Origin of the sequence: Kitasatospora sp. NPDC001261 (assembly GCF_042896795.1) — a bacterium.
Taxonomy (GTDB): domain Bacteria; phylum Actinomycetota; class Actinomycetes; order Streptomycetales; family Streptomycetaceae; genus Kitasatospora.
Genome location: NZ_JBIAXP010000010.1, coordinates 1 through 13,266 on the forward strand (window position 1 = coordinate 1; position 13,266 = coordinate 13,266).

At 71.7% G+C, this 13,266-nt stretch carries 11 protein-coding genes; 6 read left to right on the plus strand and 5 right to left on the minus strand.

Features of this window, described 5'->3' with window-relative positions:
• Positions 1–274 precede the first annotated feature (274 nt).
• Positions 275–1,960 carry a glycosyltransferase family 39 protein gene (locus ACFY4B_RS15225; protein WP_074001411.1) on the plus strand — a complete coding sequence of 562 codons (1,686 nt, stop codon included), beginning with the start codon at positions 275–277 and terminating at the stop codon, positions 1,958–1,960.
• 19 nt (positions 1,961–1,979) lie between these two features.
• Here the strand turns inward: ACFY4B_RS15225 and ACFY4B_RS15230 are convergent, their stop codons facing one another.
• On the minus strand, positions 1,980–2,474 hold the full coding sequence (locus ACFY4B_RS15230; protein WP_049649416.1) for a GNAT family N-acetyltransferase: 495 nt from the start codon (positions 2,472–2,474) through the stop codon (positions 1,980–1,982).
• Between the two features lie 428 nt (positions 2,475–2,902).
• Between ACFY4B_RS15230 and ACFY4B_RS15235 the strand changes: the two genes are divergently transcribed.
• Positions 2,903–3,877: a helix-turn-helix domain-containing protein gene (locus tag ACFY4B_RS15235; RefSeq protein ID WP_117489493.1), complete on the plus strand. Its 975-nt coding sequence runs from the start codon at positions 2,903–2,905 to the stop codon at positions 3,875–3,877.
• 37 nt (positions 3,878–3,914) lie between these two features.
• Here ACFY4B_RS15235 and ACFY4B_RS15240 read toward each other — a convergent pair whose 3' ends face one another.
• From ACFY4B_RS15240 to ACFY4B_RS15255, 4 genes are all read right to left on the minus strand, one after another.
• On the minus strand, positions 3,915–4,793 hold the full coding sequence (locus ACFY4B_RS15240) for a histidine phosphatase family protein (RefSeq protein WP_117491952.1): 879 nt from the start codon (positions 4,791–4,793) through the stop codon (positions 3,915–3,917).
• 154 nt (positions 4,794–4,947) lie between these two features.
• Positions 4,948–6,558 carry a monocarboxylate uptake permease MctP gene (gene mctP, locus ACFY4B_RS15245; protein ID WP_049649418.1) on the minus strand — a complete coding sequence of 537 codons (1,611 nt, stop codon included), beginning with the start codon at positions 6,556–6,558 and terminating at the stop codon, positions 4,948–4,950.
• Positions 6,555–6,818 carry a DUF3311 domain-containing protein gene (locus ACFY4B_RS15250; RefSeq protein WP_049649419.1) on the minus strand — a complete coding sequence of 88 codons (264 nt, stop codon included), beginning with the start codon at positions 6,816–6,818 and terminating at the stop codon, positions 6,555–6,557. The genes mctP and ACFY4B_RS15250 overlap by 4 nt, the downstream gene beginning before the upstream one ends.
• Positions 6,819–7,168: 350 nt before the next feature.
• The gene (locus tag ACFY4B_RS15255) at positions 7,169–7,960 is read right to left on the minus strand and encodes a GntR family transcriptional regulator (protein WP_049649420.1); all 792 of its coding nucleotides are present in this window, start codon (positions 7,958–7,960) and stop codon (positions 7,169–7,171) included.
• Between the two features lie 340 nt (positions 7,961–8,300).
• Here ACFY4B_RS15255 and ACFY4B_RS15260 point away from each other — a divergent pair, with 340 nt between their 5' ends.
• From ACFY4B_RS15260 to ACFY4B_RS15275, 4 genes are all read left to right on the plus strand, one after another.
• Positions 8,301–9,590, plus strand: coding sequence for an extracellular solute-binding protein (locus ACFY4B_RS15260; protein WP_049649421.1), 1,290 nt, complete (start codon positions 8,301–8,303; stop codon positions 9,588–9,590).
• 138 nt (positions 9,591–9,728) lie between these two features.
• On the plus strand, positions 9,729–10,757 hold the full coding sequence (locus ACFY4B_RS15265; protein WP_049649422.1) for a carbohydrate ABC transporter permease: 1,029 nt from the start codon (positions 9,729–9,731) through the stop codon (positions 10,755–10,757).
• A complete protein-coding gene (locus ACFY4B_RS15270; protein ID WP_049649423.1) occupies positions 10,754–11,581 on the plus strand; it encodes a carbohydrate ABC transporter permease in 828 nt (275 codons plus the stop codon). Before ACFY4B_RS15265 ends, ACFY4B_RS15270 begins: the two co-directional genes overlap by 4 nt.
• A 6-nt stretch (positions 11,582–11,587) precedes the next feature.
• Complete coding sequence (locus ACFY4B_RS15275) at positions 11,588–13,141, plus strand: glycoside hydrolase family 3 protein (RefSeq protein ID WP_049649424.1); 1,554 nt, start codon at positions 11,588–11,590, stop codon at positions 13,139–13,141.
• Positions 13,142–13,266 lie beyond the last annotated feature (125 nt).

Here is a 13,266-nt window from a genome sequence, read left to right on the forward strand (position 1 = left end):
ATCGCAAGGCGGAGGAGGGAGCCACTGCGGAGCATTGGCGACCGACGACAACGCGGCGAGGTGCGTGCCCCGGCGTCGCCCCGCAGACGCGAGTTCGAAGACAGGCCCTAGCACCGCCAGGGGCGGGTCCCGCGGGATCCGCCGCGGGGCCGACCGGCCCCCGTGAACGTCCGGCCGCCGCCCCCGGCAGTGTGGGGCGGCGGCCGAAGCGCGCCCCGGGGCGCGCGCTCCACGGCGCGTCCGGATGCGAAGTCCCAGATGAGGAGCAGTACTGATGAGCGCGGACGGCCGCTGGATCCGGCCCGAGTCCACCCGCAAGCCCGTCCTCGGCGGAGCCCGGCCGGGCGGGGTGGCCCTCGGCGAGCGCGGCCGGACGGGCCCCGGGCCGACGCCGGCCTCCCCGGCCGACCGGCGCCGCCGCAGGCCCGGGCCGCCCCGGGTGCCGCACCCGGCCCGGCCGGTGCTGCGGGCGGACTGGCTGCCGCTGCTGGCCGTGCTGCTGGTCCAGGCGGCGCTCTCGTACCACCTGATCCTCAGCAACACCGCCTTCATCGACGAGGGCACCTACATCTACGCGGGCTACCAGGAGATCGCGCACCTGCGGCACGGCACCCCGGTGTCGACGTACGAGACCTTCTTCTCCGGTTCCCCGCTGATCTACCCGGTGGTGGTGGCCGTCGCGGACTTCGTCGGCGGGCTGAACGGCGCCCGGCTGCTGAGCCTGGCGTTCATGCTCTCCGCCACCACGGCCGTCCACCTGGCCACCCGTCGGCTGCACGGCTCGCTCGCGGCGTTCTGCGCGGCGGCGGCCTTCGTCGCGCTCGGCCCCACCCAGTTCCTCGGCGGCCTGGCCACCTACGACGCGATGGCGCTGGCGGTCCTCGCCTGGGCCGGGTACTTCGCGGTGCGGCTGACCACGGGCGGCGGGTACCCGAGCCTGGTCGCCTCCGGGCTGCTGCTGGCCCTGGCCGGCGCCACCAAGTACGCCGCGCTGCTGTGGGTGCCGGTGGTGTGCGGCATCGCGGTGCTGGCCGGGCCGCGCGGGTCGCTGCGCAGCTGGGAGGCCTGGCGGCGCGGGCTGCTGGTGCTGCTCACCTTCGTGGTGGCGGTCGGCGCGGCGGCGCTGGCGGCCGGCGAGAAGTACGTCAACGGCTTCAACCACACCACGCTCAAGCGCGCCCCGGGCCACGACTCGTACTCCTACGTGGCCTCGGAGGCCGCCCGCTGGGTGGGTCCGCTGCTGGTGGTCGCGCTGGCCGGGGTGCTGGTGCAGCTGGTGCGGGCGCGGCGGCGCGGCGGCGCGGCCTGGCCCGAGTTCTGGCTGGCGCTGTTGCTGCTGCTGGCCGGGCTGATGGCGCCGGTGAACCAGATCCGCATCCACACCTGGCTGTCGCTGCAGAAGCACGTCGACTTCGGCGCCTGGTTCTCCTGCATCGTGGTGGGCCTGGTGCTGGCCCGTACGGCGCTGTGGCTGAAGGGCCGTCTGCACCTGGTGGCCGGGGTGGCGGCGGCCGCCCTGGTGGTCGGCCCGCTCGCCTGGGTGGGCGCGGCCCAGGGCCGGGAGATGTACGGCGAGTGGTCGAACTCGAAGGAGTTCGTCGCCGCCCTGGAGCCGTACATCGTCAAGGGCGACGACCGGTACCTGGTCGAGAACTACAACGTCCCCGCGTACTACCTGCGCAAGCAGACCACCTGGCAGCAGTGGCACGACCTGGTGGCCGTCTTCCGACGGGACCCGGCCACCGGCGAGATGCAGAACGGGGTGCCCGCGATCCAGGCCGGCATCCAGGCCCACGAGTGGAAGGTCGTGGTCCTGGACTTCACCCAGACCGGGGCCATCGACAAGGCGATCCAGCCCACCCTGAAGGCCTCCGGGTACCGGGTGGTCACCGTGGTGACGAGCGGGAAGCACGGCCGGTACACCGTCTACGTGGCGCCCGGGTACGACAAGAAGCCGTGACGGGCGCCCGGGCCGGTCGTCAGAAGGCCATGGTGTAGACCATCAGGTCCATCCCCGGGTACGGGGCCCAGTCGCGTTCGGGGGTGCGCCGGAAGCCGATGCGCTCGTAGACGCGGTGGGCGGTGGTCATCTCCGGGCGGGTGGAGAAGGCCATGCCGGCCAGGCCGAGTTCGCGGCTGCGGGTGACGGTGGCGCGGACCAGGGCCTCGCCGACGCCGCGGCCGCGGGAGGCGGCGGCGGTGGCGAGCATCCGTATCTCGCCTTCCCGCGGGGTGGCGATGTCCGCCCACTCGGTGCCGCCGACCGCGTAGGTCACGCAGCCGAGGACCCCGGCTCCGGCCGTGTCGACGGCGACCAGGAGTTCGGCCTCGCGGGCCCGTCGCTCGGCGTCGCGCAGCAGGTCGACGTAGCTGCTCGTGGGGTTGGTGAAGCCGTCGCCGACGAAGGCCTCGACGGTGATCCGGCCGGCGTCGGCGAGGTCCTCCGGGAGGGCCTGGCGGATGAGGAAGTCCATGCGGCCAGTGTGCCGGAGCCCTGGTCGGGACGGTCCTCCGGGGTCGAACGGGTCGGAGGGGTCGAACGGGTCGGAGGGGTCGAAGCGCTCGACGGGGCCGGGGTCGAGGACGGGTCGGCGGTGCCGTGCAGCCGGTCGGGGCGGGCCGGGTCGGCCGGGTAGCCGCCCGGGCGGTGGTAGTTGTCGCGGCCGGCCGCCGGGCCGTGGGAGGTCTCGCGGCCGATCAGCAGGCCGAGCAGGCCGAAACCGCCGACGGCCGCGGTCATCGCGAGTGAGCCGATGAGGGTGTCGCTGTCCATGGGCACCACTGTGGCCGGGCGGCGCCGCGGCCACGAGTGGCAGGAACGACCGATCACCTCGAAATCCTGCCATCCTCCCGCCGTCCCCTTCCTTCCGCCGGGGCGGGCGCCGGGGGCATCCTGGTGGGCATGCTGAAGAACGTGGTCGCGGTGGTGCTGGAGGAGGTCCACCCCTTCGAACTGGGTGTGGCCTGCGAGGTGTTCGGCCTGGACCGCACCGCCGACGGGCTGCCGGGCTACGACTTCGCGATCGCCGGGGCCCGTCCCGGGCCGCACGCCACCCACTCCGGCTTCGCGGTGGACGTCCCGTACGGTCCCGAGCGCCTCGCCGGTGCGGACCTCGCCGTGGTCACCGCGGCGAGCATCCGCCCCGGCTACCCGGAGCCGCTGCTGGCGGCGCTGCGCGGGGTGGTCGAGGGCGGCGGCCGGGTGCTGTCCATCTGCAGCGGCGCCTTCGTGCTGGGCGCCGCCGGGCTACTGGACGGCCGTCGCGCCGCCACGCACTGGCGGCACGGCGAGGAGCTGGCCGAGCGCTTCCCGCTGACCACGGTCGAGCCGGACGTGCTGTACGTGGACGACGACCCGGTGATCACCTCGGCCGGGACGGCGGCCGGCATCGACGCCTGTCTGCACCTGGTGCGCAAGGTGCAGGGCGCCGAGGTGGCCCGGGAGATCGCCCGCCGGATGGTGGTGGCACCGCACCGGGAGGGCGGGCAGGCCCAGTTCGTGAACCGGCCGCTGCCGGAGGCCGCCGGCGACTCGCTGGCCCCGCTGCTGGACTGGATGCGCCACCACCTGGCCGAGGAGGCCACCGTCGAGCAGCTGGCCGCCCGGGCGCACATGTCGCCGCGCACCTTCGCCCGCCGCTTCCAGCAGGAGACCGGCACCACCCCGCACCGCTGGCTGGTCGGGCAGCGGGTGCTGCTCGCCCAGCGGCTGCTGGAGTCCACCACCGAGCCGGTGGACGCGATCGCCGCCCGCTGCGGCTTCGGCAACGCGGCCGCGCTGCGGCACCACTTCGGCCGCCGGCTGGGCACCACGCCGCTGGCCTACCGACGTTGCTTCGCCGACCCGGACCCGGACCCGGACCCGAAGGCGGGCTGAGGGGCCGCAGGCTCGCACCAGCAGGTCCCGCCGGCCGTCAGTCCGTCCCGGCCGTCAGGTGCCCGACGCCGTTCCAGCCGTCCGGCCGCAGCCGCCCGTCCTGGGCCCGCCAGAGGCTGGTGGAGCAGTTGTGCACCGGCCCGAGCGCGGTGAGCTGGTCCTCGGTGAGCCGGTCCAGCGCGTAGCGGAGCATCAGCACCGTGCAGTCGTGCGCGACCAGCAGGACGGGCCGTCCGGCCTCCTCCTCGCAGAGGTCCCGCAGCAGGCTGCGCACCCGCAGGGCGACGTCGGCCCAGGACTCGCCGCCCGGCGGGCGGTAGTACAGCTCGCCCATCTTGCGCCGCCGGGCCGCCTCCTCCGGGTGCTTGGCCTCGATCGCGGCCTTCGGCAGCATCTCCAGGACGCCGAGTTCGCGGTCGCGCAGCCGCTCGTCGTACCGGACGGCGAGGGTGACCGGGACGGAGCCGAGCCCGGCGGCCTGGGCGAGCGCGATCCGGGCGGTCTCGGCGGTGCGCACGTACGGCGAGCACCAGACGCTGCGCGGGCGGTCGGCGCTGGGCAGGCCGGCCCACCAGTGGCCGAGCGCCTGGGCCTGCTGCCGGCCCTGCAGCGACAGCGGGATGTCGGCGTCGCGGCAGCTGATCGGGACGCTGAGCGCTCCGGCGGCCTCGGCCAGCTGGAACTCGACGTTGGCGGTGGACTCCCCGTGCCGGGTGGCGATCAGCACGGACGGCAGCCGGCCGGCCGCCGACGGGCGGTGGGCGGTGCCGTGCTGGCCCTGGCCGGTGGTGTGCGGCCCGTGGCCGGCGGTGTGCTGACCCTGGGTGGTGCCGTGCTGGCCCTGCGCGGTGACGTGGTGGTGCTGGCCCTGCGTGGACTGGTGCTGGCCGTTGAGGGTGGTGCCGAGTTCTGCCATGGCCGCGAGCTCCCCGTGGTCGATCAGGTCCCGGCCGGATGCCGGTCCGGTCTGGTGGTGCCCGGCGTGCACGCCTGTTCATACATATGATCGCGCCGCCTTCTCCAGTGTTCACGGAGAAGGCGGCGCGATCACAGGGCGCGTACCGCGCGAATCAGTGCGCCGCTACAGGCTCCGGCGCGTTCTTCAGCTCGTCGTCGCCGGCTTCGGCGCTGTAGTCGGACGGCCTGGTCTCGTCCGGGCCGTCCGGCGCCTTGACCGCCCGCAGCACCAGGGTGAGCGCCACCGCGACGACCAGGTTGAGGGCGAAGGCGGTGACGCCGATGTAGCCGATCTCGCCGATGCCGGGGATCTCGGCCGCGTTGCCGCCGAAGTGCTTGGTGGCCGGGCTGGCGATCCCGTACGCCTTCCAGGTGCCGTACACCATGCCGGCCGCCCAGCCGGCGAACAGCGCCCAGTGGTGGAACCAGCGGGTGAACAGGCCGCCGACGATCGCCACGAAGGTCTGCAGGATCCACAGGCCGCCCAGCAGCTGGAGGTTGATCGCGGCCTGCTTGTCCATGCCGAGCACGAAGACCAGCGCGCCGACCTTCACCAGCAGCGAGACCAGCTTGGCGATCCGGGTCTCGTCGGCGGGGGTGGCGGCGGGCTTGAGCCACTCCTTGTAGACGTTGCGGGTGAACAGGTTGGCCGCCGCGATGGACATGATGGCGGCCGGCACCAGTGCGCCGATGCCGATCGCGGCGAAGGCCACGCCGGTGAACCAGTCCGGGAACATGTCCGCGAACAGCTGGGGCACCGACAGCTGGGCGTTGTAGCCCTTGACGCCCTTGCCGACGCCCGCCGCGAGCGCCATGAAGCCGAGCAGCGCCAGCAGGCCCAGCATCAGCGAGTAGGCGGGCATGATCGCCATGTTGCGGCGCACGGTCTTGCGGGACTTGGAGGCCAGCACGCCGGTCACCGAGTGGGGGTACATGAACAGGGCCATCGCCGAGCCGAGGGCGAGCGTGGCGTACGTCCACTGCTTGTTCTCGGGGATGGTCAGCGAGCCGCCCTTGACCTCCTTGAAGTGCTGCGCGGCCGAGTCGAAGATGTGCCCGTAGCCGCCGAGCCGGATCGGGATGTAGATCACCGCGACGATGATCACGATGTAGACCAGGGCGTCCTTGACGAAGGCGATCAGCGCCGGGGCCCGCAGGCCGGAGGAGTAGGTGTAGGCGGCCAGCACGCCGAAGGCGATGAACAGCGGCAGGTCCTTGACGAACCAGTTGGCGTTCTCCCCGCCGCCGACCCCCAGCACGTCCAGCACGGCCTGGATGCCGACGAGTTGCAGGGCGATGTACGGCATGGTGGCCAGGATGCCGGTGAGCGCGACCACCAGCGACAGCGGCCGCGAGCCGTACCGGCCGCGCACGAAGTCGGCCGGGGTCACGTAGCCGTGCACCCGGGAGACCGACCAGAGCCGGGGCAGGAAGAGGAAGACCAGCGGGTAGGCGATGATCGTGTACGGCACCGCGAAGAAGCCCGCCGCGCCGGTCGCGTACACCGCGGCCGGGACGGCGACGAAGGTGTACGCGGTGTAGAGGTCGCCGCCGAGCAGGAACCAGGTCACCCAGGTCCCGAAGCTGCGGCCGCCCAGGCCCCACTCGTCCAGGTGCGCGGCGTTGTCCGCGCGGCGCCAGCGCGAGGCGAGGAAGCCCATCACGGTGACGAGGGCGAAGAACAGCACGAAGACCACGAGGGCCGGCACGTTGACGTCCTTCATCGCGCACCGCCCTTCCGGGCCGCCTTGCGGGCCTTCTCGTCCCGGGTGATCAGCAGGTAGGCGGCGACCGTGAACACGGCCGACACCGGCACCCAGAGCAGCTGGTACCAGTAGAAGAACGGCACCCCGGCCACCGCCGGGTCGCTCTTGTCGTACGAGGACACCCAGAGCGTCGCGACGATCGGCACGAGCAGGGCGAGGCCGGCCAGCACCCGCTCGGGCGTCACGGCCGGGACGGGCCTCCCGGCTGGCTCGGGCATGACATCTTCGACGCTGGGAGGATCAGAGGGCATCTTCGGCTCCGCTCCGGAGGGGTTCCCCGTCGGCGCCGCAGCCCCTCGGCGCCGAGCGCCGCGCGGGCCCGCCGAGCAGCACCATCGGTGATCGGCAGTCAGGTCAGTACGGCTGCGCAATCTAGAGCATGGGGTGATCCATGTCACCGGGATTGACCGAACTTCCCACCAGCCGGACGCAACCGGCCGGAGTCCGCCGCCGGGGGGCGCAAAAGCCACCACCGCCGGGGGCCGCGGGAGAAGCCGCCGCGGAACGCGAAGGGCACCGGCGCGCGGGTCGCGCGCGCCGGTGCCCGGGATGCGGTGGGGGAGTGCGGCTACTCCGGACGCTTCAGTCGGGTGATGAACTTGTAGCGGTCGCCGCGGTAGATGGAGCGCACCCACTCGACCGGGGCCCCGTCGTTGTCGAAGGAGTGCCGGGAGAGCTGGAGCATCGGCAGGCCGAGGTCGGAGCCGAGCAGGCCGGCCTCGCGCGGGTTGGCCAGGGTGGTCTCGATGGTCTCCTCGGCCTCGGCCACGGTGACCCCGTACACCTCGCGCAGCGCCGCGTAGAGGGAGGTGTGCTTGGCCAGGTTGCGGCGCAGGGCCGGGAAGCGCTTGGCGGAGAGGTGGGCGACCTCGATGGCCATCGGGTCGCCGTTGGCGAGCCGCAGGCGCTCGATCCGCAGCACCCGGCCGCCGGGCTTGATGTCGAGCAGCGGGGCGAGCCGGTCGTCGGCGGTGATGTAGCCGATCTCGATCAGCCGGGAGGCGGGCTCCAGGCCCTGGGCCCGCATGTCCTCGGTGTAGGAGGTCAGCTGGAGGGCCTGGGCGACCTTGGGCTTGGCGACGAAGGTGCCCTTGCCCTGGATGCGCTCCAGCCGGCCCTCGACGACCAGCTCCTGGAGGGCCTGGCGCACGGTGGTGCGGGAGGTGTCGAACTGGGCGGCGAGCGCCCGCTCGGGCGGCACCGGGGTGCCGGCGGGCTGGGTCTCGGTGAGCTGCAGCAGGTGCCGCTTCAGGCCGTAGTACTTGGGGACGCGCGCGGTCGGGTCGGTGCCGGCCTGCGTCGGGAGGCTGTTCACCTCGGGGTCGTTGACCTGGGCGGTGGATCCCCCGTCGCTGCTCATCGGACCTGTTCTCCCGCTTCTCGCGAGGCCTACGGCGACCCCGCCACATCGTTAACGGCTCACATCGTTGCATGTATGGCTACGGAACGAATACCTCATCACGCGATGAACGATGTGCGGTGTCGGCTTGATAACGGGTGGTCGAGATCGGTCGAACAGCCGTTGACAGGCCCATTGGTCTAGGCCAAGCTCCAGGCAGCTGGTCTACACCACTAGGCCGGTAGCTATGAATCCCCCCACCCGTTCGAAGGGGTCCGCGGCACCTTTCCCCCCGCTTTGTGTGGGTCTGCCGCTGCCGCCCGACGGGGGTAACCCAGGCATCCCTCAGGAGGATGGCGTAATGAAGCGTCAGCTCATCGCGGCGGTCGGCGTCGCAGCAATGGTCGTCGGCCTGGCGGCTTGCGGCTCGGACGGCAAGAAGAGCGAGGGCGACTCGGGGTCGTCCTCCGCCTCCGCGGCGGACAAGTACAAGGGCAAGACGCTCAAGGTCTGGACCATGACCGGCTCCGCCCCGAAGGGCTGGACCGACGCGGTCAAGACCGAGTTCGAGACCACCTACCCGGGCTCGAAGGTCGAGTACGCGACCCAGGAGTGGGGCGGCATCGGCGCCAAGATCACCGCCGCGCTGTCGGAGGGCTCGGTCGACGTCCTGGAGGTCGGCAACACCCAGACCGCCGGCTACGCCTCCTCGGGCGGTCTGCTCGACCTCACCAAGGAGAAGGCCGCCCTGGGCGGCGACGCCTGGCCCGCCAACCAGAACGAGTCCGCCGTCCTGGACGGCAAGCAGTACGCCGCCCCGTGGTACGTCACCAACCGCGTGGTCGCCTACAACAAGGACCTGTGGACCAAGGCCGGCCTGACCGACACGCCGAAGACCCTGGAGGAGTTCTACAGCGACCTGGAGAAGCTGAAGACCACCGAGGGCGTCGTCGACCCGATCTACATGCCCGGCCAGGAGTGGTACGTCTACTTCGGTCTGCTCACCAGCGAGGGTGGCAAGATCGCCAAGAAGGACGGCGACAAGTGGGTCGGCGGCCTGGGCTCGCCCGAGAGCCAGAAGGCCTTCGAGACCTACAAGAAGCTCCAGGGCTACTCGGCCACCGGTCCGAAGGACAAGGACGAGGCCACCCCGCAGCAGAAGGACGTCTTCGCCCAGGGCAACGTCGGCGCCATGATCGGCCTCGGCTGGGAGCTGCCGGACGAGAAGGCCATGCCGAAGGACAAGATCGGCTACTTCGCGCTCCCCGGCAAGACCGCCGACAAGCCCACCGGCGTGTTCCTCGGTGGTTCGAACCTCGCGATCGCCTCGCAGAGCAAGAACACCGACATGGCCAAGGACTACCTGAAGATCGCCCTCAACGACAAGAACGAGGGTCTGTTCGCCGCCGCCGGCATCACCACGAACAAGCCCGCGCTGAACGCGAACATCCAGGGCGACTTCGCCAAGGCCGCCCAGCAGGGCGCCACCGTCGGCGCGATCACCCCGAACACCCCGAACTGGTCCAGCGTCGAGGACAACCCGAACCCGGTCAAGGAGTTCCTGACCGCTGTCCTCCAGGGCGGCGACTTCGCCTCCACGGCCAAGAAGTACGACGACGAGATCGCCAAGAAGCTCAACCAGAAGCAGTAAGCACCCGGGACCCGTCCTCGGCCCTCCCGCAGGCGGGAGTCCGGAGGCGGGTCCCAGCAGCGTCGTTCACCGGCCCCCGGCGGGGGGCCGGTGGGCGGCGCCTGTCCGTCGTGGCCAGGTTGTGAGGAAGTGAGAACGATGGCTGTGCATTCGGAGCGGGTGCAGACACAGTCCCCGGACCCAGGGAAGGCCGCTGTGGCCGGTCAAGAGACGAGCGCCTCGGGCGGCGGCTCGAAGGGCACCGCGCCGAAGGGCGCCAGATCCGCGGGCGGCCCCAGCCTGGGCTCACGCCTCGCGCCGTACCTGCTGCTGCTGCCGGCCACCGTGGCGACCCTGGCCCTGCTGGGCTGGCCGCTGCTCAAGACGGTCCTGCTGTCGTTCCAGAACCTCAACAGGCGCCAGCTGGTCCTGCACCTGACCGAGTGGACGGGCTTCGACAACTACAAGGAGCAGCTGACCGACCCGGAGTTCTGGTCGGTCACCGGCCGGACCATCGTCTTCACCCTGGTCAACGTGGTGCTGATCATGGTCGGCGGCACCCTGATCGGCCTGCTGCTGAACCAGCTCGGCAAGAAGATGCGGCTGGTGCTCCAGGTCGCGCTGCTGCTGGCCTGGGCCATGCCGGTGGTCGCCGCGACCACCGTCTACACCTGGCTGTTCGACTCCCAGTGGGGCGTCGTCAACTGGATCCTGGAGCAGCTCGGCTGGCAGTCGATGCACGGCTACAACTGGCTCAGCAACCAGTACTCGACGTTCTTCGTGATCATCCTGCTGATCGTCTGGATGTCGATCCCGTTCGTGGCGTTCAACATGTACGCCGGCCTGACCACCATCCCGAAGGAGCTCTACGAGGCGGCCCGGATGGACGGCGCCGGCGCGCGCAAGATCTTCACCGCGGTGATCTTCCCCAACCTGAAGCCGTTCTTCCTGGCCACGACCTTCCTCGAGGTCATCTGGGTGTTCAAGGCGTTCACCCAGGTCTACGCGGTCAACGCCGGTGGACCGGAGAAGCTGACCCGGACCCTGCCGGTGCACGCCTTCCTGGAGGGTTCGGCCGGCCAGCACTACGGCGTCGGCTCCGCGATCGCGGTGCTCACCATCCTGATGCTGGGCGTGCTGATGGCGTACTACTTCCGCATCATGATCAAGCAGGAGGACGAGCTGTGAGGCGCTCTCTCTTCGGACGTACCTGGCTGAACGTGATCGCGGCCGTCCTCGCCGTCTTCTTCGTGTTCCCCGTCTACTGGATGTTCGCGACCGCGTTCAAGCAGAACAGCGACATCATCAGCCCGACGCCGGTGTTCATCCCGCTCGACGCGACCTTCGAGCACTTCACCACCGCGGTCAACGCGCCGAACTTCTGGACGTACGTCCTCAACAGCGTCGTCGTCACCGTCGGCGCGGTGCTCGGGTCACTGGTGATCGCCACCCTGGCGTCCTTCGCCATCGCCCGGATGAGGTTCCGCGGCCGCAAGGCCTTCGTGCTGGTCATCATGATGGCCCAGATGGCGCCCTGGGAGGTCATGACCATCGCGGTCTACATCATCTCCCGCGACAACGACATGCTGAACAGCCTGGTGCCGCTGACCCTCTTCTACATGATGATGGTCCTGCCCTTCACCATCTGGACGCTGCGCAGCTTCATCGCCGCGGTGCCGAAGGAGCTGGAGGAGTCGGCCATGGTGGACGGCTGCACCCGCTCCCAGGCCTTCGTGAAGGTGATCTTCCCGCTGCTGGCCCCGGGCCTGATGTCGACCTCGCTGTTCGGTTTCATCACGGCGTGGAACGAGTTCCCGCTCGTCCTGATCCTCAACAAGGACCAGGGCAAGACGCTGCCGCTGTGGCTGTCGTCCTTCAAGACCGCCTTCGGCAACGACTGGGGCGCCACCATGGCCGCGTCCACGATGTTCGCCATCCCCGTGCTGATCCTGTTCGTCTTCCTCCAGCGCAAGGCGGTCGGCGGTCTGACCGACGGCGCCGTGAAGGGCTGAGTCCACGTGAGCATCCTCGTTCCCACCGTGCCGGACAGCGACCAGCTGCACCGCGACGCCCTGACCGTCCTCCAGCCCGGCTTCGTCGGCACCGAGCCGCCGGAGTGGCTGCGCCGCCACCTCGCCGCGGGCCTCGGCTCGGTCGCGCTGTTCGACCGCAACGTGGTCGACCTCGACCAGCTGTCCGCGCTCACCCGGGCGCTGCGCGCCGAGAACCCCGACCTCCTGATCGCCATCGACGAGGAGAGCGGCGACGTCACCCGGCTGGAGGCGGGCTCCGGCTCGTCCTGGCCGGGCAACCTCGCGCTCGGCGCGATCGACGACCCGGCGCTGACCCGGGACGTCGCCCGCGAGCTGGGCCGGGCGCTGGCCGCGGCCGGCGTCAACTACAACTGGGCGCCCACCGCGGACGTCAACTCCAACCCGCGCAACCCGGTCATCGGCGTCCGCTCCTTCGGCGCCGACCCCGAGCTGTGCGCCCGGCACACCGCCGCCTGGGTGGAGGGCCTGCAGTCGGCCGGCGTGGCCGCCTGCTCCAAGCACTTCCCCGGCCACGGCGACACCGCGGTGGACTCGCACCACGGCCTGCCGGTCATCGACGTCGACCTGGACGTGCTGCGGGCCCGCGACCTGATCCCGTTCCAGGCGGCGATCGCGGCCGGCACCAAGGCCGTGATGACCGCCCACATCATGATCCCGGCGCTGGACCCGAAGCTGCCGGCCACCCTGAGCCCGACCGTGCTGCGCGACCTGCTGCGCGCGGCCCCGGCCGACGGCGGCCTCGGCTACCAGGGCCTGATCGTCAGCGACGCGATCGAGATGGGCGCCATCGCCGACACCTTCGGGATGGGCGAGGGCACCGTGCTGGCCCTGGCGGCCGGCGCGGACGCGATCTGCGTCGGCGGCGGGCTGGCCGACGAGGAGACCGTGCTGATGCTGCGCGACGCCATCGTGGCGGGCGTGCGCTCCGGCCTGCTCGCCGAGGAGCGGCTGGCGGACGCCGCCGAGCGGGTCCGGGCGCTGGGCAGCTGGGGCCGGATCGCGGCCCAGGGCGAGCGGGTCGAGCCGGACCTGGCGGTCGGCCTGCGGGCCGCGCGCCGGGCGCTCAAGGTGGTCCGGGCGCCGGGCCAGGTGGTGCCGCCGGTGAGCGAGCGCCCGTACGTGGCCTCGTTCTCGGACGAGCCGAACATCGCGGTCGGCGACGTCACCCCGTGGGGCGTGGCCGGCATGCTGGCGGACCGCTTCCCCGGCACCCGCACCCGCGCGGTGTCGGCGGCCGAGGCCGCGCCGGAGCTGCTGGACGCCCTGGTCGGCGAGCTGCTGGCCGGCGCCGAGGGCCGCCGCCTGGTGCTGGTGGTCCGGGACGCGCACCGGCACGCGTGGATGTCCGCCGCGCTGCGCCGCCTGGTGGCGGCCCGGCCGGACGCCGCCGTGGTCGAGATGGGCCTGCCCCAGTCGGAGCCGGTCGGCGCGCTGTACATCGCCACCCACGGCGCCGCCCGGGTCTGCGGACTGGCGGCCGTGGAGGTCCTCACCGGGCAGCCGGGAGCGGTCGGCTGACACGATCGACGCGACGTCACCGGCCCTGTCCGGTGGCGTCGGTGAACGGGCCCGTCATGCGCATGTCGCATGGCGGGCCCGTTCTGTTTCCCCGCCGTCGACCCGGGAGACCGCCGAGTGACCGT